At 56.3% G+C, this 24,605-nt stretch carries 18 protein-coding genes; 13 read left to right on the forward strand and 5 right to left on the reverse strand.

Annotated features, from left to right (window positions below):
- Positions 1 to 3: 3 nt before the first annotated feature.
- Positions 4 to 732: a MipA/OmpV family protein gene (locus THINI_RS09985; protein ID WP_002708471.1), complete on the reverse strand. Its 729-nt coding sequence runs from the start codon at positions 730 to 732 to the stop codon at positions 4 to 6.
- Between the two features lie 253 nt (positions 733 to 985).
- On the opposite strand from THINI_RS09985, the gene THINI_RS09990 reads away from it, so the two are divergent.
- Entirely contained in the window at positions 986 to 2,215 is a 1,230-nt protein-coding gene (locus THINI_RS09990) for an RtcB family protein (protein WP_002708472.1), read from the forward strand.
- 23 nt (positions 2,216 to 2,238) lie between these two features.
- Here the strand turns inward: THINI_RS09990 and THINI_RS09995 are convergent, their stop codons facing one another.
- Positions 2,239 to 3,399: an ATP-binding protein gene (locus tag THINI_RS09995; protein ID WP_002708473.1), complete on the reverse strand. Its 1,161-nt coding sequence runs from the start codon at positions 3,397 to 3,399 to the stop codon at positions 2,239 to 2,241.
- Between the two features lie 221 nt (positions 3,400 to 3,620).
- Between THINI_RS09995 and THINI_RS10000 the strand changes: the two genes are divergently transcribed.
- Both THINI_RS10000 and THINI_RS10005 read left to right on the forward strand, forming a co-directional pair.
- A complete protein-coding gene (locus THINI_RS10000; RefSeq protein WP_002708474.1) occupies positions 3,621 to 3,887 on the forward strand; it encodes a type II toxin-antitoxin system RelB/DinJ family antitoxin in 267 nt (88 codons plus the stop codon).
- A 5-nt stretch (positions 3,888 to 3,892) separates the two neighbouring features.
- On the forward strand, positions 3,893 to 4,333 hold the full coding sequence (locus THINI_RS10005) for a type II toxin-antitoxin system VapC family toxin (RefSeq protein ID WP_002708475.1): 441 nt from the start codon (positions 3,893 to 3,895) through the stop codon (positions 4,331 to 4,333).
- A gap of 218 nt (positions 4,334 to 4,551) precedes the next feature.
- Here THINI_RS10005 and THINI_RS10010 read toward each other — a convergent pair whose 3' ends face one another.
- On the reverse strand, positions 4,552 to 5,595 hold the full coding sequence (locus THINI_RS10010) for an IS701 family transposase (RefSeq protein ID WP_081485965.1): 1,044 nt from the start codon (positions 5,593 to 5,595) through the stop codon (positions 4,552 to 4,554).
- A gap of 56 nt (positions 5,596 to 5,651) precedes the next feature.
- Positions 5,652 to 6,914, reverse strand: a complete 1,263-nt coding sequence (locus THINI_RS10015; protein WP_002708477.1) for a transposase — start codon at positions 6,912 to 6,914, stop codon at positions 5,652 to 5,654.
- A 121-nt stretch (positions 6,915 to 7,035) separates the two neighbouring features.
- Here THINI_RS10015 and THINI_RS10020 point away from each other — a divergent pair, with 121 nt between their 5' ends.
- From THINI_RS10020 to THINI_RS10065, 10 genes are all read left to right on the forward strand, one after another.
- Positions 7,036 to 7,737, forward strand: a complete 702-nt coding sequence (locus tag THINI_RS10020; RefSeq protein WP_002708478.1) for a sulfite exporter TauE/SafE family protein — start codon at positions 7,036 to 7,038, stop codon at positions 7,735 to 7,737.
- A 114-nt stretch (positions 7,738 to 7,851) separates the two neighbouring features.
- Positions 7,852 to 10,143, forward strand: coding sequence for an NADP-dependent isocitrate dehydrogenase (locus tag THINI_RS10025; RefSeq protein ID WP_002708479.1), 2,292 nt, complete (start codon positions 7,852 to 7,854; stop codon positions 10,141 to 10,143).
- 174 nt (positions 10,144 to 10,317) lie between these two features.
- On the forward strand, positions 10,318 to 11,124 hold the full coding sequence (locus tag THINI_RS10030; protein ID WP_002708480.1) for a TatD family hydrolase: 807 nt from the start codon (positions 10,318 to 10,320) through the stop codon (positions 11,122 to 11,124).
- 86 nt (positions 11,125 to 11,210) lie between these two features.
- On the forward strand, positions 11,211 to 12,263 hold the full coding sequence (gene nadA / locus THINI_RS10035; protein WP_002708481.1) for a quinolinate synthase NadA: 1,053 nt from the start codon (positions 11,211 to 11,213) through the stop codon (positions 12,261 to 12,263).
- 311 nt (positions 12,264 to 12,574) lie between these two features.
- Positions 12,575 to 13,270, forward strand: coding sequence for a response regulator transcription factor (locus THINI_RS10040; protein ID WP_002708482.1), 696 nt, complete (start codon positions 12,575 to 12,577; stop codon positions 13,268 to 13,270).
- Positions 13,261 to 14,898, forward strand: a complete 1,638-nt coding sequence (locus THINI_RS10045; RefSeq protein ID WP_002708483.1) for a sensor histidine kinase — start codon at positions 13,261 to 13,263, stop codon at positions 14,896 to 14,898. The genes THINI_RS10040 and THINI_RS10045 overlap by 10 nt, the downstream gene beginning before the upstream one ends.
- 96 nt (positions 14,899 to 14,994) lie before the next feature.
- Positions 14,995 to 16,329 carry an NfeD family protein gene (locus tag THINI_RS10050; RefSeq protein WP_002708484.1) on the forward strand — a complete coding sequence of 445 codons (1,335 nt, stop codon included), beginning with the start codon at positions 14,995 to 14,997 and terminating at the stop codon, positions 16,327 to 16,329.
- Complete coding sequence (locus tag THINI_RS10055; protein ID WP_002708485.1) at positions 16,329 to 17,126, forward strand: slipin family protein; 798 nt, start codon at positions 16,329 to 16,331, stop codon at positions 17,124 to 17,126. The genes THINI_RS10050 and THINI_RS10055 overlap by 1 nt, the downstream gene beginning before the upstream one ends.
- Before the next feature lie 41 nt (positions 17,127 to 17,167).
- Positions 17,168 to 17,995, forward strand: a complete 828-nt coding sequence (locus THINI_RS10060) for a hypothetical protein (protein WP_002708486.1) — start codon at positions 17,168 to 17,170, stop codon at positions 17,993 to 17,995.
- 165 nt (positions 17,996 to 18,160) lie between these two features.
- Complete coding sequence (locus tag THINI_RS10065) at positions 18,161 to 18,697, forward strand: M23 family metallopeptidase (protein ID WP_245536610.1); 537 nt, start codon at positions 18,161 to 18,163, stop codon at positions 18,695 to 18,697.
- A 57-nt stretch (positions 18,698 to 18,754) separates the two neighbouring features.
- Here the strand turns inward: THINI_RS10065 and THINI_RS10070 are convergent, their stop codons facing one another.
- The gene (locus THINI_RS10070) at positions 18,755 to 24,598 is read right to left on the reverse strand and encodes a CHAT domain-containing protein (RefSeq protein ID WP_002708488.1); all 5,844 of its coding nucleotides are present in this window, start codon (positions 24,596 to 24,598) and stop codon (positions 18,755 to 18,757) included.
- Positions 24,599 to 24,605: the final 7 nt, after the last annotated feature.

A 24,605-nucleotide genomic window follows, 5' to 3' on the forward strand; every position in this document is an offset into this window, starting at 1 on the left:
CCATTAGCGCCACTTGTACGCCACACCCACTTGCCCACCCCAGACCGTGCTTTTATCCACAATCGGGCTATCGGTAATTTCTGCGTTGTAGTGGGTAGCGTCCACCCCACCTATCAACGTCCATTTGTTGTTGAGGGGCTTTTCCAGCCGCACACCGGCTTTCAATGCCAGCGAGTCGCCAGCCTGATATGCAGGGCGGCTAGCCTTGACCTCACTGGCATCCACGCCGACGTAGTAATCCGCCATGTCAGACGACAGCCATTGACCTTCCACGTAAGGGCGCACCACTGCCGCATCGGTGAGCGAATTCAGGGTATAGCGCAAATGTGCCTGCGTGCCTTTGTGGGCAGCAACATCCTTGGCGACTTCGGCATTGACGACGCCGGAAGGAAGTTTCCAGGCAGCGCCCAGTTTCAGGTTGATGGCACGGTCAAGCTTGTTCATGTCCTGTAATTGCGGGCTGTCGCCACGTTCATGATCCCATTCATCCAACCCTGCGCCGATGTATACCTGATGACTATCCGTTTTGTTGAATGACCAGGTAGCTCCTTTGATGTCAAAACCCTCCCGATCAGGCGTAGTCCATGTGGCACCCACATCAGTATCACCCCCGACAAATGGCGACTGCCTGACTGAAACGCCCAAACCCAAATCGACAGGTAACAGGGAGTCCGTATCTGCGAATGCAGCAGATGGCAACAACAGCAGCAGAGGTAAAATTCCGGTTTTCATGCGCGTCTCTCGTCAGAATGAATAATGACAGCAGTGTAGCATGACTGATGATTTTTGCATTTATCGTAATTATCTTAAAAATTAAAACTCTATCCAGAAAAATAAATTCAGCTCCAAGACAAATTATCATTAGACTGAACATGATTGATACTTATATATTTATTTTCAATAATTTACATTAATAAAGTAAAATTTGGCACAGCTATTGCCATGTAATACCTGTAAGCAACAAAAAGGAAACAAGGAAAGCAGCATGACCATTACCGGTAACTACGAAGTCCTGCACGAACAAGGCCACGCCCCCATCAAATCCTGGACACGCGGCGTACCCTTTGACGACAACGCCAAGCGTCAAGTGCTGAACATGGCGCAGATGCCCTTCATCCACAAATGGGTGGCGATCATGCCCGACGTACACATGGGTAAAGGCGCGACCATCGGCAGCGTGATTCCCACCATTGGCGCGGTGATCCCGGCGGCGGTCGGAGTCGACCTTGGCTGTGGAATGATGGCGGCGAAAACCACCCTGACCGCTTCCGACCTGCCTGATTCGCTGGAGCTGATGCGTAGCGCCATCGAAAAAGCTGTTCCACATGGTATGTCGCGTACCCGTGGTGGCCGCGATAAAGGTAGCTGGGGTGAACCGCCCGCTGACGTACTGGAAAAATGGCTGCAACTCAGCGAAGGTTTCCAGCGCCTGTGCGACAAGCATCCGTTCCTGAAAAACAGCAACAACCTAAAACATTTGGGAACGCTGGGAACCGGCAACCATTTCATCGAAGTGTGTCTGGATGAAGATCAGGCCGTGTGGGTGATGCTACACAGCGGTTCACGCGGGGTCGGCAACAAGATTGGTTCGCACTTCATCGCGCAGGCGAAGAAGGAGATGGAACGCTGGTTCATCCACCTGCCCGACAAGGATCTGGCCTACCTCCCGGAAGGCAGCCAGCACTTCCGCGATTACGTCGAAGCGGTAGCGTGGGCGCAGGATTTCGCGCAGGTCAATCGCGAAGTAATGATGGCGCGTACCCTGCAAGCGATCCGCACAGTGTTGCCGAAAGCGTTTTCCGCCGATGTGGAAGCGGTCAATTGCCACCACAACTACATCAGCCGCGAAAACCACTACGGCGAAAATGTGTGGGTAACGCGCAAAGGTGCGGTGAGCGCGAAGATAGGCGAAATGGGCATCATCCCCGGCAGCATGGGGGCAAAATCCTACATCGTGCGGGGCTTGGGTAACGCGGAAAGCTTTTGCAGTTGCAGCCACGGCGCAGGCCGCGTGATGTCACGCACCGAAGCCAAACGCCGCGTCTCGATGGAAGAGCACCTCAAGGCCGTCGCGGGCGTGGAATGCCGTACTGACGCCGACGTGATCGACGAAACGCCATCCGCCTACAAGCCGATCGAAGCGGTGATGGAAGCGCAGAGCGATCTGGTGGAGATTGTGCATACGCTGAAGCAGGTGTTGTGCGTGAAGGGGTAACAATAAAGGGTGTAGGCACTTGCCTACACCCAACCCCCAACAGAGAAATACGGTAGCACGGTAAATTCGGAACGCTGTTGTGGCATCTCGCCGCCGTAAACCAGCACCAGTTGCCTCACGCGCTCACCCAGGAACCCCGCCACTTTCTGCGCCGGACGCATCGCGTCGCTCGCCACAGTTTGTGCCGCCTTGACTTCCAGCAGTCGTAGGCCATCACCCGCTTCCAGCACCAGATCGGCTTCATTCTTTGCGGAATCCCGGTAGAAATAAGCATTCGGGCGTTCGCCACGATTATAAAAAGTCTTGAAAACTTCCAGCACCACCAGATTTTCAAACAGATTTCCACGCAACGGATGCGTCGCCAGATGCTCCTCGCGGGTAATACCCATCAGCCAGGCCGCCAACCCGACATCGTAAAAATACAGTTTGGGCGACTTGATCAGACGCTTGCCGACATTGGCGAACCACGGCGGCAGACGAAATACGATGTAGGAGGCTTCCAGCAGGTTGATCCACTCGTTGATCGTATAGCCTGACACTCCAACGTCATTGGCCAAACTCTGCATATTGAGCAGTTGCCCGCTACGTCCTGCTGTCAGCCGTACAAATTTCTCGAACAATTGCAGGTTCTTCAGCTGCAACAACTCACGCAAATCACGCTGTACATAAGTCTCGAAGTAATCACCCAACACCATCGCCGGGTCTAGCGCCTGCTCGTAAATACGCGGATACCCGCCTTTGTACAACAGGCTATCCGCCGCTACCGGCAGCCCGGCATCCTGCAATTCCGCCATCGACAACGGTAGCAACTTCAATAAAGCGGTACGCCCGGCCAACGACTGTGAAATTTCCCGCGACAACTCGAACTGATGACTTCCGGTCAGCACGAACTGCCCCATCTGTTTCTTTTCATCGACTTCAACCTGTATCCAGGACAACAACTCAGGTACACGCTGAATCTCGTCGAGTACGACCCCATCACCGAATTGCGCCAGAAATCCCCTTGGATCAGAACGGGCAAAATCCCGCGTATCTGGTCGCTCCAGATTGGCGTAAGGCTTGTCAGGGAAAGCCTGCTTGCACAGGGTCGTCTTGCCGGACTGTCGCGGCCCCGTCACCGTAATCACGGGGTATTGCTCCGCACGGTTTTTCACAATCGGCAAAAGATGGCGGGGAATAATCATCTGCGAATACCTAACCGTACAAAATCGAGGTACAACCTCAGTATTACATGACAAGACTCAGGACAACAAGAACAAACTCCGCCGAAGGGTTTCCGGTATCCGCTAATTGCGATTTGTTCCACGTATAAAATCGTATTGAGCGACAAACTTGTTATCACTTGCCGAATACAATTAAATGTATTACATATGAATACATTCATGACCTCATAGGAGGCAGCATCATGAGCAAAAGCGCCATCATCACCACTCGCATCGATCCTGAGCTGAAAGCCAGTGCAGAACAGGTACTCGCGCAACTCGGCATGACCACAGCCCAGGCAATCACCATGTTCCTGAAACAGATTGAATTGCAGCGCGGCCTACCCTTCACCCCGCGCTTACCTGCACAAAACACCCAGACTCACAAGCCATTCAGGGTTGAAACATTCAGTCTGGGCAGCGATGTCATGCCTGACCGGGATGAGCTGTATGCAGAACGTGGTATGTAAGTCGCATGTACGCACTGGATACCAACCTGCTAGTGTATGCGCACAATATCGACGCACCATTCCACAAGGCCGCCAAAGCCTTTATTGAAAAAGCCCTGAATGAACGGGATGGCGAAGGTAAGCTGTCCGTCTGTATTCCGGCACAAGTTTTGATAGAGTTTCTCAATGTCATCACCTGGACAAAGCTCGGCTCGCCGTTACCATTGCCTGAAGCTTTGCAAGTTGTGCAGCAGTACATGGATACCGGTGTAACGATCGTGCACCCACTTCCCACTCAACTGGACACATTTCTGAAATTGTTTGCAGACATCCATACCCGTAAAAAAGTGTTCGATACCTCGTTGGCTGCGACATTACGCGACAATGGAATTGCCGGGTTATATACGCTCAATGTCAAAGATTTTGTGTGCTTCGAGTTTTTGGATGTTGTGAATCCATTGGCGTGAAATATACCGTCGGCAATTGAAAATTCGGTTTCTCATATTTTAGCCGCCCTGAAATTATCAGCGAGCAAGGTGGTTAATCCATCATGATGCCGTCCAATGGAGCTGAAGAAATCTACATGCCATTTAATCAATACCTTCGCCACTAAGCCGCCATTTTACGTTCATGAACCCGCCCCAGGATGGGAACATTCCTGATCCAGTCCTCAAAATTATAGGACTTACGCATTGACGGCGGCCTGAAATTGTGGGTTGAGGTGCTGCTTGCCTTGCATGAAGCGGCTGACAAAAGCAGCCACAGCATCCGTGTACAAGTCGTGTTGCCATTGGTAGGCGTTGCTGATGATGTCAACAAACTGCATCTGTTGCAGGTGGACATAGCTGCACAAGGCGGCAAAGATATGGTTACGTATCGGGACGTTGCCGCGTACCTGGAATTTCTCGATATGGCAGACCTGCTTGATCATGCGGTGGTATTGCTCAATCTGCCAATGCTGGTCATGCAGGGTCTGGAAATCCGCTTGCTGGAAGGTGTCATAGGCGTCAGCATTCGGGAGGAAAACCACGTAATGGCGCAGTTGGTCTTTTAACTGCGTCCGAAACAGCTTTACCTCGCCAAATTCGCGTAACCAGACCCTCAGCCCGTCAGCAGGGATGTCCAGTTTCTGTACCTGCACCCATGACCCCTTTTCGGTGGATACCCGGCGGTTGCTTTCCACAGCGAACAGGAACCCCATGCGGTGGTTTCTTACCGTTTTGAGGTTGCCCACACAGGAATACCAGCTATCCCCGGTCATGAAGGCGGGTTGCAGCCCCCATGCCAACACGTCCTCCAGCATGTCGAGGAAATAATCATTCTTGGTCTTGCCCTCTGCCTTGTCATACACCCGGTAGTTGACCGGCAGGCTGCGCCCTTGCGGGTCACTGTAATACAACGTGATCAGGTTCAGCCCCTTGACCACCCGGTGGTGCTTGCCTGACCAGAAGTGTCCAACCAGCTCCATATGCTGGCTGTAGGGTTTGTCCAGCGTGCTGTCATCCACATTCAATGTCCCGCCCACCAGGTTCAGCAGCCGCGATGCTTCGTTGAACAGGTCTTTTGGCTCATAGGCTTCCCGCAACAGGAAGCGGTTTACACTGTCATGCGAGATGCCCATCACTTCCGACAGGCGGGTGCAGGTGCTTGATTTCGGTTCACTCATCAGAAACCCCATGTACATTGGCAGGGTGCAATTGGCTGTCGGTGGGCGTTTGGGCCTTCTTATCATTGGCTTTTATGTCGCGTGAAAAACTTATTCCTGACACAGACAGGGCTGCTTCGTCAATGCGTAAGTCCTAAATTAATCACTTTGGCGGTTTCAGGAAGTATTTTAAATGCCTCGCGGGCGTAACAGAGGCCGTGGTAGCGTGCCTTCAGGTCAAGGATGCCCGCCTCATCCGAGGCAGCCAATAATGTCTGGGAGACATTGACCATGAACAGGGACAAATTGGCGGAATTGAAGACCGCCTGTTGTCGTGTCACCATGAAATCTTCCAGCCCCCAGTGTTGTTTGGCGTCGCGGAAGTTGAACTCGATCTGGAATCTCAGGCGGTAGTCATCCACCAGGTCATCTGCTTCCAGTTCCAGGTCAGTGCTGAACAAGATGACCTTGGCCGTTTTGCCGGTTTTGAGGTTTTCCTTGTGGATGATGGCCACATTCAAAGGGTCGGCAAATTTTTTGTGGATGGCCTTGAACGGGTAGGTACGGGTGCGGATGTTGTGATGGGTTTGTTCGGACTTCAGGTGGGTGGCGGGCAGGTTGTCATAATCCACCCGCTCCCCATAGGTGCGCCGCCGCCCCTTGCCGGAATAAACGCCTTCCCATTGGAAGTGCAGCGCAGAGTTGCTGCGCAGCTTGGAAATAAGGTGCAAGCCGGTTTGCCGTGTCATCTGTACGGCGGCAGGGTTGCCAAACGCGCCATCGTAGACGAAGTAAGCCGGTTGCACGGTATCCCCGACCAGCCCAAGCAGTGTTTTCAGCATCGTCTGCACCTGGAGCATTTCTGCATTGGGTTGGACATCACGGCTGTTACGGTTTTTCGAGCCTTTGGGCCGTCCCCTGCGCTGGTGGGTTTTGGCTACCTTGGGTTGGGCTGGCGTTTCCGGTTTGGGTGGGGGTTGGATTTGCTCCATCAGGATGGGCCAGGACTTCCGTGTTGCGGTATCCACCAACGATAGTGTCTGGAACGCAATGCCGGGAACCGCGCGGGAGTAAATGGAAGAGAAAAAGCGTCCCAGGCCAAAGGTCTCCTTCCCGGATTTGGTGACGGTGGTGGCATCACCAGCTATCAGGATGGCTCCGGTTGAGGCTTTCACCGATGCCTTGGCCAACGTCCAGTTCAACTTGCCCCACGGCAGGGGCTTCACGAAAAAGCGCTGGATCGTCCGGTAGCTGCCACCTTTGCCTGTCCAGCGGCTGATCCCCAACAAGGTGATACGCCCTGTCATCGTGAGCAATGCCTCACTGATGGCAGTCAGTTGGCGCAGGGTGCTGCTATCCAGTAGGCAAGACAGGCAGCCAAGAAGCATGGTAAGTTCGTTCATGAGCAGTTGTTGTTATTCTTTGGACTTTGTTGTGATTGCCCATGGTAACAATGACTGCTCTCTTTTTAACCTATGAACTTACCACCGGTTTGGCGAAGGTATTGTTAATGATTTGCTGTTGATGCTGTTCGCCTTCCTTACCTCCCTGCTGACAGCGGTGATGGGGCTGGGGGGCGGGCTGATCCTGATTGCGTTGATGCCGGGGCTGCTGCCAGCAGTGGCGGTGATTCCGGTACATGCCGCGACACAGCTAGTTTCCAACACCAGTCGGGCATTGTTTGGGTGGCATGACATCCGCTGGGAATTTGTGCTGTCCTTCCTGATCGGCTCCATGGCTGGCGGGTTGCTGGCGGCCAGAATCGCTACCCTGATCAATCTGGACTACCTGCCGTTGCTGATTGCGGCTTTCATCCTGTTCAACGTGTGGGGCGGCGGCATCCGTTTCCGGGAAAGCCCCAGGGGTGAATTCCTGACCATTGGTTTCGTGCAGACCGGCATGGGGATGCTGTCAGGCACAACCGGGCCATTGGCGCAGTCGACGCTGGTGCGCAAAGGGCTGGAACGGGATGAAATCGTGGTGACTTCCGCCGTTTTCATGAGCATTTCGCACCTCATCAAGCTGGCCTTGTTTGGGGTTATTGGATTCAATTTTGCGGAATACTGGCCGGTGATGCTGGCGATGATGGTGGCGGTAATTGCCGGAACCTGGGTGGGGACGCGACTGCGGCGTCGGGTTCCCAACGAGCAGTTCAAGCTTGCGCTCAAGTGGTTGCTGACGTTGCTGGCCATTCGGATCATCTTGCAGGCTTTGTTGTCTACCTGAAGCGAGAAGATGCAAATTGTCGACAATAATTATTTTGATAGATGGATTTGGTAGCGATTTACGAATATATTTTATAATATTGTCGTACAATACCGCTATCAGGAACCATTCCATATGAATAATGAAACACCCAAGGTCATTTACACGCTGACGGATGAAGCGCCGCTGCTGGCGACGTGTTCCCTGCTCCCTATCATCCGTACCTTCGCCTCTGGCGCTGGCATCAAGATCATCAAAAACGACCTGTCGCTGCCTGCCCGTACCCTTGCCGAATTCGCCGACTACCTGACGGAAGAACAAAAGGTTTCTGACGACCTGGGGGTACTGGCTGAACTGACACAGAAGGCTGACAGCAACATCATCAAGCTGCCCAACATCAGCGCATCCGTCCCGCAACTGATCGCAACCGTCAAAGAATTACAGGCAGCAGGTTACCCACTGCCGGATTATCCGGAAGATCCGCAAACCGAGGCAGACAAGGAACTGCTGCGCCGTTACTCCAAAGTGCTGGGGAGTGCGGTCAATCCGGTGCTGCGTGAAGGCAACTCTGACCGCCGCGTACCGGCTGCGGTCAAGCGTTACGCGCAAACCTACCCGCATGAAATGAAGGAATGGAGCCAGGCATCACGCACCCACGTTTCCCACATGAAGGATGGCGACTTCTACCACAGCGAAAAATGCCTGACTCTGGATCGCGCCTGCGATGTCAGCATGGATCTGGTCACAAAGAGCGGCAAAACCATCCTGCTCAAGCCGAAGGTTTCCCTGCTGGAAGGCGAAATCATCGACAGCATGTTCATGAGCAAAAAAGCCCTGTGCGAGTTCTATGAAAAGCAGATTGAGGATGCGCAGAAGACCGGCGTCATGTTCTCGCTGCACGTCAAAGCCACCATGATGAAAGTCTCGCACCCGATCGTGTTCGGCCACTGCGTGAAGATTTTCTACAAGGAACTGTTCGATAAACACGGTGAACTGTTCAAGGAGATCGGTGTCAACCCGAACAACGGCATGAGCAGCGTGTACGAAAAGATTGCCACCCTGCCGACCTCACTGCGCGAAGAAATCGAGCAGGATATTCACTCCTGCTACGAACACCGCCCGGAACTGGCAATGGTGGATTCTGCCAAGGGCATTTCCAACCTGCATTCCCCGAACTACGTGATCGTCGATGCCTCCATGCCTGCCATGATCCGCAACGGTGGCAAAATGTACGGCCCGGATGGCCGTTTGAAAGACACCAAAGCAGTCATGCCGGAAAGTACCTTCGCGCGTATTTATCAGGAAATGATCAACTTCTGCAAAACCAATGGCTCGTTCGACCCCAGAACGCTGGGTACTGTGCCCAACGTCGGCCTGATGGCGCAAAAGGCGGAAGAATACGGCTCCCACGACAAGACCTTTGAAATCCCTGAAGACGGCGTGGCGCGTATTGTGGATGATCAGGGCAAGGTGCTGATCGAGCAAAACGTGGAAGCCGGTGACATCTGGCGCATGTGCCAGACCAAAGACCTGCCGGTACGTGACTGGGTTGCACTGGCTGTCCGCCGCGCGCGTGAATCCCAACTGCCCGCCGTGTTCTGGCTGGATGAATACCGCCCGCATGAAGCCGAACTGATCAAGAAGGTGAAAACCTACCTGCAAGATCACGACCTGACCGACGTTGATATTTGCATCATGTCGCCACTGCGCGCGATGCGTTTCAGTCTGGAACGTATTATCCGTGGCAAGAGCACCATTTCCGTCACCGGCAACATCCTGCGCGACTACCTGACTGACCTGTTCCCGATTATGGAAGTGGGCACCAGCGCCAAAATGCTGTCCGTCGTCCCGCTGATGAGCGGCGGCGGTTTGTATGAAACCGGCGCGGGCGGTACGGCTCCGGTACTGGTGAAGCAATTGCTGGAAGAAAACCACCTGAGCTGGGATTCCCTCGGCGAGTTCCTGGCACTGACCGTTTCCTTCGAGCAGGTCGCCAGACAATACGGCAGCAACAAGGCCAAAGTGCTGGCTGAAACGCTGGATCAGGCCATCGGCGATGTCTTGCTGAACGACAAGTCACCCAAGCCTCGCACCGGCGAGCTGGATACGCGCGGCAATCACTTCTATCTGGCGATGTACTGGGCGCAGGAACTGGCCAAACAAACCGGAGAGCCTGAAATGGCGGAACACTTCGGCAAGCTGGCCAAAGTCCTGGAGGAAAATGAGGAAAAGATCATCGGTGAAATCAGTGCTGTCCAGGGGCAGCCGGTGGATATTGGCGGTTACTTCTTCGCTGATTCCGAAATGACCAAAGCGGCGATGCGCCCAAGTGCGACCTTCGTTGAGGCCATTATGGCTGCACGGATGCCGGGCTTCACTGCTGCGGAACTGGACGCACGTAAAGTAACGCCTGAGAAAATTGTCTGAACCGGGACTCGTATGATGTGGCAGATTAACTGTGATTTTTGGGTGTGCCACCGTCAAAATCACAGTTAATCACGCCAATCTGCGTAATCCCGGTTCAGACATTCCCCTAAACTTGAGTTTTCCTGCCTAACAACCCAAAATTCACGCCTCCAGCAGTAAACGCAAGCACCCCCAATGAGCAAAAAACGCGCCATCCCCATCTTCAGCCACCCGATCATCGAAACCCACTGCCATCTGGACTATCTGGAAGGCGAAGCGCTGGAAACCGCCCTACAAGCCGCGCAAGCTGTGAACGTCGAGCGTATCATCACCATTGGCGTATCACCCGACAACCTGGAAGCGGTCATGGCGCTGGCGCAACAATACCCGCAAGTATGGGGAACGCAAGGCATCCACCCACATGATGCCAACGACTACAACAACGCGGTGGAAACGCAAATCCGCGCCAATGCCTTGCATGACAAGATCGTGGCAATCGGCGAAATCGGGCTGGATTACCATTACGACTATTCCGACCGCACCAAACAGCGCACCGCATTCGAGCGCCAGTTACAGATTGCCATCGACCTCGATTTGCCGATCGTGGTGCATACCCGTGAGGCAGATGCGGATACGCAAGCCATCCTCGCCAATTTCGTCGGCCAGATGCCCAAACGCGGCGTCATCCACAGCTTCACCTCCGGGCAGGCACTGGCGGAATACTGCCTCGGCGAAGGCTTCTGCATCGGTTTCAACGGCATCAGCACCTTCAAGGCGGCAGACAACGTGCGTGACATCATCGCCCTGACCCCGCTGGAGCAAATCCTGCTGGAAACCGACGCCCCCTACCTCACCCCCGTTCCCTACCGTGGCCACAAGAACGAGCCAAAATACCTGCCCTTCATCGCCGAACAAGTCGCGCAAGTGAAAGGCATAACGCCAGACGAATTGCTGCCGCAGGTCTGGCGCAACAGCATGGCTGTCTTCTTCCCCGCAGCTTAATGGCTCTTCCTGACCGGCAACCTTGAATCTTCCCCGATTCTGCCCCATGCTTGAGCCATTATTTATATAAAGGTTAAGCACTTGCCATGACTGCCAAATTCCCCAATATCCCCGTCATCCAGGCTCCCCTGACTGCCCGCATCGAATCGCTGCGCCCACATTACACGCCGGAACAGAAAGAACAGGTCAAAACCAACATCGCACAAAAACTCAAGGAGCAGGACGCCGTGCTGGTCGCGCACTACTACGTCGACCGGGATTTGCAGGAACTAGCGGAAGCCACCGGCGGCTACGTCTCCGACTCGCTGGACATGGCGCGTTTCGGCAATGAACACCCCGCCACCACCCTGATCGTCGCCGGGGTACGTTTCATGGGCGAAACTGCCAAAATCCTCAACCCGGAAAAGCGCGTGCTGATGCCCACCCTGGAAGCCGAATGTTCGCTGGATCTGGAATGCCCTGCGCCTGAATTCATCGCCTTCTGCGACCAGCACCCCGACCACACCGTGGTGGTGTATTCCAATACCAGCGCGGAAGTGAAAGCACGCGCCGATTACGTCGTCACCTCCAGCATCGCGGTCGACCTGGTTTCCTGGCTGGACGAACAGGGCAAGAAAATCATCTGGGCACCCGACCGCCACCTCGGCAACTACATCAAGCGCGTCACCGGGGCGGATATGTTGCTGTGGCAGGCAGCCTGCGTGGTGCATGACGAATTCAAGTCGCGCGCGCTCGGCGAGCTGATCGGGAAATACCCCGACGCCGCCGTGCTGGTGCACCCGGAATCACCGGAAGAAATCATCAAACTGGCGGATGCGGTCGGCTCCACCACCCAAATCATCAATGCGGCCAAAAACCTGCCCAACAAGCGCTTCATTGTCGCCACCGACCACGGCATTTTCTACAAGATGCAGCAAGCCGCCCCCGACAAGGAATTCATCGAAGCCCCTACCATGGGTGAAGGCGCGACCTGCCGCAGTTGCGCGCACTGCCCGTGGATGGCGATGAATGGTTTGCACAACCTGCTGGAGGTGCTGGAAACCGGCAAAAACGAGATTTTCGTCGAGGAAAGCATCCGCGTGAAAGCCTTGCAGTCCACCCAGCGGATGCTGGATTTCGCCAAAATGCGCAAGGGCTAACCCGTGTATCTGCACACAATCTGCAAAACTTTTCCTGCATATCTCCACGGAATTGAAATATTCGCTGCACAACGCCTGGGTAGCATATGTACCTGACACTACTCACCGAACCGGGTGCTGACGATGAAAAAAATAATCTGCCTATCGTTAACGTCAGTTGTCCCGGTGGGTTTTAAAAACCCGAAGACTCCCCGGAATCCGGTCGGCGGCACGACACCCGCTGGCCGGAATTCCGCATCTTTCTGCCATTACCCTGTTGATTGTTCTAGCGTGATGCCCCCATCCTTGTCTACAGGCAATGGAGGATCAACATGAACAAACACATTCTGATTGCAGACGACGACCCGCACATACGCGACGTGATCAGTTTCGCGCTGGAAAAGGCCAATATGCAGGTCACGCAAGCCGAAGACGGGCGGCAGGCGCTGGAGCTGTTCCGCACCCACCCCACCGACCTGATCGTGCTCGACATCAATATGCCGGAACTCGACGGGCTGGAAGTCTGCCGCGAAATCCGTAAGTTTTCGGAAGCGCCGATCCTGTTCCTGTCCTCCCGCGATGATGAAATCGACCGCATTCTGGGGCTGGAAATCGGTGGCGATGATTACGTCACCAAACCCTTCAGCCCACGTGAACTGGTGGCGCGCATCAACGTCATCCTCAAACGCACGCAAGCCCTACCCCGGGCAGCAGAACCCGCCGCAGGCGAATTGCGCCATGGCAGGCTCAGTATCCAGCCGGAACAGCACTCGGCAAGCTGGAATGCCCAAGCCATCAGCCTGACCGCCACCGAATTCGCCATGTTGCAAATGTTTGTGCGCCAGCCCGCCCGCGTGTTCAGCCGCGACAGCATCATGAACAGCGCCTACGATGGCAATGTGTACGTCAGCGACCGCACCATCGACAGCCATATCCGTCATATCCGCCAGAAATTCGCCGAAACGGGCTGTGATAACGTGATTGAAACCGTGCACGGGGTTGGGTATAAACTTGCTTCATGCCAATAAACGCCCGCCTGCCGCTGCCCCGCAAAACGCTATTCCGCCTGCGCAGCATCTTGCTGATCGTGATGCTGACCATTTTGCTATTACCGTTGGGCGGGCTGTATTTTTTCCGCATTTATGAAAACGAACTGGTGCAGCAGACCGAGTTGGAGCTGATTTCCCAATCCGCCGCCTTTGCCGCCACCATCCGCCAATTTGTGCGTGACAAGCAAGAGGATGATTATGGTTACATCCATTTTTCACGTTCACTGACCGCCCCGCCCGGTTTCAATCTGGAAGGCTACCAACCGATTGACGACTACTACACGCCCATTAGCCCCAAGGTTGACCTGATCGACCCGATCCTGCCGCCGCGCCCCGATGCACGCCCCAGTACCCAGGCCACCGACCCGCTGGCGCACCAAATCGGCGAATACATGAGCCACATCATCCGTGATACGCAACAAATCACCCTCTCTGGCGTGCGCCTGCTGGACATGAACGGCACGGTCATCGCCGGGCGTGAAGAGATTGGCCTGTCACTGGCGCACATTCCCGAGGTCAAGGAAGCGCTGCAAGGCCATTACGCCAGCGTCATCCGCCAGCGCCTTTCCGATGAGCCGCCCCCGCCCCTGTACTCGATCAGCCGGGGAACCAATATCCGCGTCTTTACTGCCTTCCCGGTCATTGAAAACGGGCGCTTGCAAGGTGTCATCTACCTGTCCCGCACCCCCAAAAATATCATCAAGCACCTGTATGAAGAGCGCGAAAAGGTGTTCCTCTCCTCCCTGATCCTGATGTCGCTATCGGTGTTGCTGGTGCTGTTTGTCTCCTCCACCATTTCGCGCCCAATCCGCGAACTGCTGCAACAAACCGAACGGGTACGGCAGGGGGAGCAGCGCGTGGTGGAACCCTTGCGCAACCCTGTTACCCGCGAAGTGGCACAGCTTTCCGACAGTTTTGCGGGCATGTCGCACGCGCTGGCGGAACGTTCCGACTACATCCGCCGCTTCGCCACCCACGTCTCGCACGAATTCAAGACCCCGCTGACCGCCATGCAAGGCGCGCTGGAACTGCTTCACGACCATCTGGACTCCATGCCGCCGGAAAAGAGCGCGCAATTCATTAACAACCTGCTGGCTGACACCCAGCGCCTCAAGCAACTGGTCAACCGCCTGCTGGAACTGGCACGCGCCGATGCCCTGGAACCCAGCAACCAGACCACCACCCTGCCCGCCACCCTCAAAGCGTTGCACAACCGCTACCGGGAACGCGGGCTGGAACTGCATGTAAGCGAACTGCCCAATGCCTTACTGGGCATCGCCCCGGATGCGTTGGAAGTGGTGTTCACTAACTTGTTCGACAACAGCCTGCAACACGGCGCTACCCACATCAACATCCGCACCTGCCAGCGTAAGGATAAGCTGGAAGTACGCCTGCACGACAATGGCGAAGGCATTTCCCCCGCCAACCGTGACAAGATTTTCACCCCGTTTTTCACCACCAAGCGCAGCAAAGGCGGCACTGGCCTCGGGCTGGAAATCATTGCTTCCATCCTCAAGGCTTATGGTGGCAGCGTCCGGCTGGGCGAGGCTGAGCGGGGGGCAGAGTTTGTGCTGGAGTTGCCGGTAGAAAGCCGGCTGGCGCAATAATTAGCCATACAAACCTGTTTTCCCTGCCGTTTTTGGCAGCCCTGCCTGCGGGTTGCTATGCTCAAGGTATCCACTAACAGCACAAGGAGACAGGTCATGCGTTACTGCATACGGCTGATCGTGCTTTGGGCAGCCTTGCTGTTGCTGCCGCTGACCGTGCAGGCAGACGGTAAGATATTGGTCGTGCATGTGGAAGGTGCCATCGGCCCGGTCACGCAGGACTTGATCGTGCGCGGCATCGAACGCGCCGAGGCTGAAGCCGCTTCCCTGATCGTGCTGGAAATGGATACCCCCGGCGGGCTGGACACCTCCATGCGCACCATCATCAGCGCCATCCTGGCCTCGAAAGTGCCGGTCGCCACCTACGTTTCCCCTTCCGGCTCACGCGCCGCCAGTGCCGGTACCTACATCCTCTACGCCAGCCACCTTGCGGCGATGGCTCCTGCCACCAACCTCGGTTCCGCGACCCCGATCCAGATCGGTGGATTACCCGGCGTGCCCAACCCACCGCAGCCGGAAGAAACCGCCCCGAAAGCATTGGAGCCTGACAGCCCATTGGAAAAAAAGATCGTCAATGACGCCGCCGCTTACATCCGCAGCCTGGCCGAACTGCGCGGGCGCAATGGCGAGTGGGCGGAACAGGCCGTGCGCGAAGCCGTCAATATCACCGCCAGCGAAGCGTTGGACAAGGGTGTAATTGATCTGGTCGCCACCGATCTCGACGATTTTTTACGACAGGTGAATGGCAGGGAAATCGCCACCACCGCAGGCAAAGTGTTCCTCAATACCCAAAACCTGAGCGTTGAACACATCGAACCCGACTGGCGTTCCGATTTGCTGGCAGTGATTACCAACCCCAATATCGCGCTGGTGCTGCTGATGATCGGCATTTACGGCCTGATCATCGAATTTTCCAACCCCGGTTTCATCCTGCCCGGCGTAACCGGGGCGATCTGCCTGCTGCTGGCCGCTTACGCTTTCCAGATGCTGCCGGTCAATTATGTCGGACTAGGTTTGATCATGGTCGGTTTGACCTTCATGGTGATGGAATTCTTTATCGCCAGCAGCGGGGTGCTGGGCGTGGGTGGGCTGATTGCTTTCGTGATCGGTTCGGTGATTTTGTTCGATGACAAATACCTCGCCATATCCCTGCCCCTGTTTGGCGGCATCGCGCTGGTGGCGGGCGGATTCCTGTTGTGGATGCTGAACCGTTTCGCCAGCCTGCGCCACAAGCCGGTGGTCAGCGGGCTGGAACACATGATTGGCCAGATAGGCAAGACTGCCGAAACCTTCAGCAACAGCGGCCACGTTTTTGTCAACGGCGAATACTGGGCCGCGCACAGCGCCACGCCGCTCAGTGCCGGTCAACCGGTGGAAGTGCTGGCGGCGCGCGACATGGTACTGGAAGTCAAAGCCAAGGAGAAAAACTGATGTTTGTCGAATACCTTGCCCCGCTGGTGTTGCTGGGCGCAATCCTGTTCTCCGCAATCAAGATCCTCAACGAATACGAGCGCGGCGTGGTGTTTTTCCTCGGGCGCTTCCAGGCGGTCAAGGGGCCGGGGCTGATCATCATCATTCCCGGCATCCAGAAAATGGTCAAAGTTGACCTGCGCGTGGTGACGATGGACATCCCCAAACAGGACGTGATTTCGCGCGACAATGTGACCGTGCATGTCAGCGCGGTGCTGTATTTCCGCGTGGTCGACCCGGAACGCGCCATCATTCAGGTGGAAGATTACTACATGGCCACCAGCCAATTGGCGCAGACCACCCTGCGTTCGGTACTCGGCCAGCACGATCTGGATGAAATGCTTTCCCAGCGCGAAAAGCTCAACCTCGACATCCAGGCCAGCCTCGAAGACCAGACTGCTGCCTGGGGCATCAAGGTAACGAATGTGGAAATCAAGCACATCGACCTCGACGAAAGCATGATCCGCGCCATCGCCAAACAGGCCGAGGCCGAGCGCGAACGCCGCGCCAAAGTCATCCATGCGGAAGGCGAATTGCAGGCATCCGAAAAACTGCTGGCCGCCGCCAATGTCATGTCGGCCAACCCGCAAACGCTGCAATTGCGTTACCTGCAAACGCTCAATGACATCTCCACCGAGAACACCACGACTATCGTGTTTCCGCTACCGATCGACATGCTGAGATCTTTCCAAAACTGGATGGAAGGCCAGAATAACGGGAAACAACCTGCTGGTTCCAAACCCGGTCAATCCGGTTAACCGCCTGCCGCATCACCGGCAGGCCACTGCCGAGTGATGCCATGCGTTACCTAAAATTCCTGTTACTTGCGCTCCTGTGCTTCATCCCGTTTTACGCGGCGGCCTTCGCCCCGCCTGCACACATCCAGCTGGAAAGCCAGGACTGGGGTGAAGCCAAGCCCGATGACATCCAGACTGTGCTGGAATCGGTGATCGAAGTGATTTCCCCTTATACAGCAGGGCGTCAGTTCGGCAACATCCTGATCCACAATGACAAGACCGGCCCCATTTCCACCTATGAAAAAGGCCCCAATGGCGAATACATCATCATGCTTAACGTGCATGGCCGCTACTGGGCGCAACTGACTTACCAGTTTTCCCACGAAATGTGCCACTTGATGTCGAATTACGACCTCGCCCCCAATAACATGTCCCACCAGCAATGGTTCGAAGAATCCCTGTGTGAAGCCTTTAGCCTGTTTGCGCTGGAAAAAATGGCGCAACACTGGGAAGATAACCCACCCTACCCCCAATGGCAGGAATACGCCCCCAAGTTCCTCGAATACGAGCAGGACAACCTCAAACAGGCACACCGCAAACTGCCCAAGGGCATGAAACTGCCGCGCTGGTATCAGGAATATCAGAAAACCCTCAATGCTGACCCCTACGCGCAAGGGCGTAACCTCAACGAACTGGTCGCCAACCAGCTACTGCCTATTTTTGACAAACAACCGGACACTTGGAGCAGCATCAACTACCTCAACCTGGGCGAGGACACCGACGACAAATCATTGGATAAATATTTAACAGATTGGGAACAATATGCCCCAACACAATGGACACCCACAGTCCAAGAGATCAAACAAAAACTGCTCAATACCGCTGGATAACCTTTCTTCGGGAAATGGTTTTTTAAATCACAAAAGAAATTTATAATGCCCTATACAAAAAGATGAACTTCCTCGCAAAACATCCGTCATAAAAATAATAACAGCGGATAGGGAAATAGGGTGTACATTATGAACAAAAAACCTCTGCTACTTTTGTTAGCACTTATGATTTTCATGATCGGTTACTGGATACCGGAAGACCGCCACGCGCCCGTCGAAGGGGGCAAACTGTATGACAGGAGTCCAACGGCTTACGGTTACAAGATCGGCGGCATGAACGCCCAGAAAGGCATCAACATTTTTGCCAATAAAGGCACGCCCGTCGTTGCCTCCACCAGCGGGCTGGTACTTTACAGTGAAAACGCCCCCAGCGGCGACAACTCCGTATGGGTGCTCGGTGCGAAATGGCGTCTGCACCATTACGCCAATCTGGACAAAGTAGAAGTCAAACCGGCAAACTGGGTAAAAACAGGTGAACAAATTGGCACTATCGGTGTCCCCACCAATACGGCAGCACGCACACCCAACCTATACTACTCCATCCGCAGCCTGCCACCGCAGGTTAGTGAATGGAAACCCGAGCAACCTTTGGGGCTGGAACAGGTGTTCTACGTCAACCCGCACCAGTTCCTGAGCGACTACCAAAGTGATGACGGCGTAAAGGCAAGCTCAGAAGCAGAACCTGCAACCACGCACAAATAACAAACGCCGCAGCTGGCGGGACATCCACACCCTGGCGTCCCCCCTGCCCCTGCCGCGTTATACCTCCTGCTCCAACGCCATGACCGCTTCTGCCAACACCCTGGCCAGTTCCCTATCCCCCACCCCTTTACGGGCAGGCAACAGTTCCGCAAACAATTTCAATTGCCGCACGACCGAATCAAACTGGCGATCGCTGGAATGGACGGAACGGACAGCATCCCGGTAAAGGTTCGCCAACGCCCCAATCCGTGGAACTGCCAAAGGGCGAATCAGCAAATGCACCGCCACCTGCGCATCCACCGGCATGACCGCATCGAAGAAATCGTAGGAATGGGCGAAACGCTTGCGTGCCAGCTCCAGACAGCGGCTCGCCTGCTGCCCCAGATTGCGGCATTCATCACCGTCCGCATCGCCCAGCAGCAAGCCATCCAGTTGCAAGCGGTTGATCATAGCGTAGAAATTACAATCAGGGTCGTCAATATTGCCCTCGACCCGCAAATAGGCATCGCGGCTTTGTTGCAATGCCTTGGCGATTTGCGGCCAGCTTGAGCCGGAGCGTTGCCGTAACACAGCCTTGCGCTTCCAGGCACTGCCCAGCAAGGCCCAGCGTTCGGCATTCGCGCCCCCGTTAGCCTCATCCCCACCAACCACCTGTTTAAGGCCATTTACCTGTTTGACCTGAATGCCTTCAGTGACTTCCAGCAGACCAGTCACGCGATTAATAGCACTTTCCACCAACCGGTGGGCATCAACGCCACTCACCTCCACGCTGGCGCGGGCTTCCAGGTTTGCCAATTGTTCCAACGCCTTGACCGGAATGCCACCATGGCTATCCACACCATTGATAGCGGCCTGATAGGCAGCTTGCGCCTGTTGGAAGCTTTCTGGATTAGGCACATATTCCGCATACAAATTACCGATCGCAAACTGGACAGCAGCCAGCTTCTGCCATGCAGGCGGGGAACGCTGCAACAAGCCCCGCACGCTGGTGCACGTTTTGCGGTAAGCATCCTCGGTCGGGCGGAAAAACTTGCGGTTGGCATCCATGCGCAGTTTTTCCAGCTTGAGCACCAGTTCCTCGGGGTCGACCGGGTTCCAGGCACGTTCATCATCCGCCCGGCTAATCTGCGCATCCAGCACATAGGCCGGGTCGCCATAAGCCTGATACGCCCCCCAGGTATTGCAGTTTTGGTCCAGTTCGTAGGTTTTTTTGCGCGCCTGATGGACAGCTTCACCAAACGCCCGCTGCTCATTGACGAAGGCGTGGAAAAAGGTTTCGGCAAAGGTGGTGGCCGCCCCGTCATTGACCGCCCAGCCTGCCGCCACCACGCAGCGCACGCCGATTTCAATCAATTCCTGCGCCAGACTGTAAGCCAGCCGGTTATAAGCAACCGGCTGCGACTGGGTTCCTGCTGCCGCACTGCCCGCCAGTTCCGACAGCTTGCCATCTTCGCCGCCGCTGATGACAGCCAGATGGCAACAGTTCAGGAACACCAGTTCCGGCACCACCTCCATCTGGCCGATTTCAGCAGCCGTCAGCAGCAAGCCATCTGACAACACCACGCCGGTGCGTTTCCTGCCATCCTGATGTTGGGCATCAACGACCCCGTGGGCAGCTATTGTCAGGATACGGTAAGGGCGCTTGTAGAGCGCGTTGAACACATCCAGTGCCTGATGATGCGGCTCGGCAGTGGCCGGGTGTGGGTACAACGCCTCTACCTCATACCCCTGCGGTGCGCTGTTGAGGATGGTGCGGATAGCGGCAGCTTCCCGCGCTGCCCCCGGCAAAGGCTGCAAGCCCTGGCCACGCAAGGCCGAGTCATCCGTGTGGAAATGCACGTAAAAACCGGCACTGGAAGGGTTACCAATCACGCAGGCCGAACGTTGCACCGTGCTGGTCACGGAGCGGCGGAAGCGCATCGACACCAGTTGCCGCACCATGGAAACGCGCAGCACCAGCGGCTCATCATCCGCCTGTATCATTTCCCACGGCAGGTTGGCGGTATCCGCATCCACCACCAGCAGCAAATGGTTGGTTTCGCGCGCCACTGCCTTGAAATCCAGCGGTATCATCAACTGGAACAAGGTACGCGCCACATCGCGGTTATAGCGGCTGCTGCACAGGCTTTGCGCGATCAGCCGCTCGATCAGGTCGGGCTGGCGTTGTTGCACCACGCCCTCAGCACGCGCGCGTTCGGACAGGAACACATACTTGATGAATTCAGCCGGTTTCCTGGCGCTTGTGTCGCGCTGCTCCGGGCGGTCGTTGGTCACAATCAGGCGCGGCCAATAGCCGCTTGCCATATGGCCACCCAGGCAAGCGCGCATTCCCTTGCCCCTACTCAGCGTATCCGTCACCCTGACCGCAATCTGGTAACGCTGGAACTCTTTTTCCATCCGCCCCGGCAAATGCCGCACCGCATAGGCGGCGGTGATGGCCGTGTCGCGGTACAGTTCAACGAACTCCAGCCTGCCCACCCACAGCTTGCTGCGGGTATTGCGGTTGAAACGCTGGTTGGCTTCGCATACCCCGCGCACAATCGCATCAACCGAGGCTTCTACACTGATGTGGGTGGTGGAATTATGCCCGATCAGCAGGCTGTTGAGGCTGAGCACGGTGGCTTCGCCCCCATCTTCCACCAGCCCATTTTCCAGATTGTGCAGCAGGAAATTCAGCACACCTTCCGCCACGGCTTCGGTAATGCGCTGGGTGGAAATCTTGCTCCAGTCGCCCAGCCCGATAATCACCGCGCCCTTGCCAGTACCCCGGTGCTTTTCCTCATCACTGCGCTGGTTGAGGACAATGGTGCTGGAACCGACATCATCGGCATACACCCCCAAGCGTTCGCGCTGGCGCAAGGCTCCATTAACGATGTATTCATCAATAATGCTTTCCGCGCCGGAAATCGCATCCACTGCGTAATGCCCGCACATCACCGGCAACTGGGCGAAACGCAAATCCATCGCCCGCACGCTGATTTCCAGCCCCGGCAGCTTGCCCGCCGCAGGCTGGTAGCGCGGCTCGCCGTTGTAAACGCCGCGCATGAATTCCTCCGCGCTGGGGTAGGCTTCCGGCCCCGGCTCATAGGCGTGGGTGGCTATGTTGCCCCGGCTACTGCCCGGCAAGCCACGCACCAGCCTGTCGGTTTCCCCGCTTTCCAGCAACTCGCGGATAGCCGGGAAATATTCCGGCGTATCAGTCAATGCCCCGTGTTCCACCGGCATCAGCCAGTAGCAGGAATCCGGCAGCCCTGCCAGTGTCGCCGATTGCCAGGTAACAACGCCATCACCGCCATCGGTGGCAAGTAGTTGTAAACGCCCGCCCTGTTCCCTGATACCGCAATCGGTCGCCGCCGCCTGGCCAACAATGCAAATCATCTGGCCGGAATGAGGCAAAGCGCTGGCCGACAGGCTGGCATCGTGGCTGGCTGCTTGCAGGGTTTGTGCATCCAGTTCCACACCCAAACCATCACCAAACCACGGGTCGCGGTTATGGCTGAGCAAGCCGCGCCATGTGGCGGGGTCGGAATAGTCAGGCGCACTCCCACCCACCCCGTTGCGTGGCAGCAGCGCCAGTAAACCAGGATAAGCGCCCAACACCGCCAACATGTCCGGTAGCAAATGCTCGCCAGCCAGCCGCGCCAGTTTGCGGCTCACGCTGGATTTACCCAGCAGGGTGCTTACCGGCAGATAACAGCCCTGCTGGGGAACACCCAGCATCAGCAAACGCCCGCCGCGGCTGACCAGACGCTCCCACAAGCCCTGCGTTCCAGATAGCGTCGCGCGCGCCACCAGCCCGCCCATGCCGTGCGCCAGCAGATGCACCGGCTGCTGCCCGCTAGAGGTCAGGGTTTCCGCCAGCTTTTCAGCCAACGCGGCGGCGCTGTTCGCAAGCGGTTGCCGCCAGTCATAAGAGAAAGCAACCACATCATGGGTGGCTTGCAGGTCGGCGATCAACTGGCCGTAAAACAGCCCGACAACGGCTTCCGCCACCACACCCTTGCGTTCCAGACGGATGTTTTCGATGCCGTTTACCGTCAATACCTCCATATCCAGCCACAGGCGTTGCCCGCCCTGCGTGGCCAGATGGCTGCCCATGAAATCGGGCAGGATCACCACCACCGGGCGTTTACCTGCCGGTGCATGTCCCTGCCCGGTAGCGGAACGCCCAAGCTGGCCGAGTTCCTGCACCGTGTTCAATGGGCCAAACCCGGCACTGCGTTGGGGATTGCTTTCCGCCAGCCAGTCATGCAGTGCTTTGCGGGTGAAGGGGTTGTTGAAATAGCGGAAATGATTGACTTCCTGCCCCTGATCCAGCAATGCCAGCGTATCCGTCTGGCGCGCCAGGCCAGCGAACATGGAACGGGTATCCACCACCAGATCGTTTTTCTGCTGATCAAAGAACATCCAGTTAGTAAACATTAGCGCCAGCCGTTTGAGCGGATGCCCCCCATTCATGTCACCCGCAATCACCGCCATCTTGACGCCGGGGCGGCGCGGCGCGGTGGCCAGCAGCTTGCCCATGGGCGCATCTACCAGCATAGCCTCGATCCCCGGAACCATGTGCGCCTCGTAACGCCGGTTGGCAATTTCCAGCACAATGCGTTTGAACGCAGACAACATCGCGTTGCCCAGAGCGCCGGTAAAAGAGCCGACCAGCCAGTTCATCAGTGACAGTAGGCCGGAGAGGAACAAATCCAGGTTATCCGACAGTAATGGCGTGCCACCCGCCGGGCAGGCCACCCGCAGGTAACGTTCGATGCGGAAATTTTTCTGTTCCAGCAGGGCGGATAGCTCACGCAATTGCTGCTGTTCCTGACTGTCCCGCTGGCGTGCGAACTGCTGGTTCAGTTCCCGTTGGGTGACGTTGATTTCTTTTTTGTCCGGGCGCGGAATACGCTGGTACTGCTGGATTAGCCGCTCATCCAGCCTGCCGGTACACAGCAGGTCGCCAACCAGGCCGCCGCGTGAATGCGTCACGATGGCCAGCCGCGCCCCCGCAGGCAAGCTATTGGCCAGCAGCAGGGCATTGTCAATCGGGCTGGCGGAAAAGGTGCGGTGTTCAAAACCGTAAACGTGCCCACCAAACTGCCGTTGCAGCGCTTCCCAGTCCTGCCCGCCGTGCTTGCTCAAGCCACCGAAACTGCCCATGGTGCTGGAAGCCGTGCCGTGGATGAACAACAGGATGGGCTTGTTTTCCCTGACAGCCTGTTGCAGTGCGGGGTCGTCCGGGCGGATGTAATCCGTTGTCGCCAGTTCCTGATCGTGCCAGCGGTACAAACCTTGCCGGTCATCATCGCCAGTCAGGCGCGACTCGACCGCCCACATCAGTGCCTTTGCCCCCACCCAGGACAGGCTGAGATCCAGTTCGGCGCGGTATTTTTTCCCCAGCTGGTCTTGCAAGGCGTCCTCTGCCAGTTTCAGCAGTTGCTTCTGGGCTTCCTCGACAATCCTGTCAGGGCTAAGGTTGAGGATGGAAAGTTTCGACCACACCCAATCGCCCAACCCACGGTTTGCACCTTCGCGGTCACGCAGCTTGCCCAGGTCGATGACGCCATCCGCGCCAATGGCTTCCGGGTACAGGGTTTGCAGGCGCTCTTGCAACCTGGCAGCACTGATGAACAGGGTGGAACCGTCTTCCGTTTCCAGCGCCAGCAACTGCCCCTGTTTGGCTGAAGCCATGGCGGGCGTCGCATCGCTGCGGCTGGGTGACAGCAATTCATACACCGCCGCGACACTGACCACCGCGTCATTGATGAACGGATCTTGCGCCAGGGTGGTGGAACGGCTGGTTTCCCGCAGGATCGCAGGCGGTGGCTGCGCAGCCGCACTCCCCGTACCAGCGACGGCAGGCAAACGGAACTGCAAGGGTGAGGATGGGGCTGGAGTGGGATCAGGCATACGGGTA

Origin of the sequence: Thiothrix nivea DSM 5205, from assembly GCF_000260135.1 — a bacterium.
In the GTDB taxonomy this organism is placed as follows: Bacteria; Pseudomonadota; Gammaproteobacteria; order Thiotrichales; family Thiotrichaceae; genus Thiothrix; species Thiothrix nivea.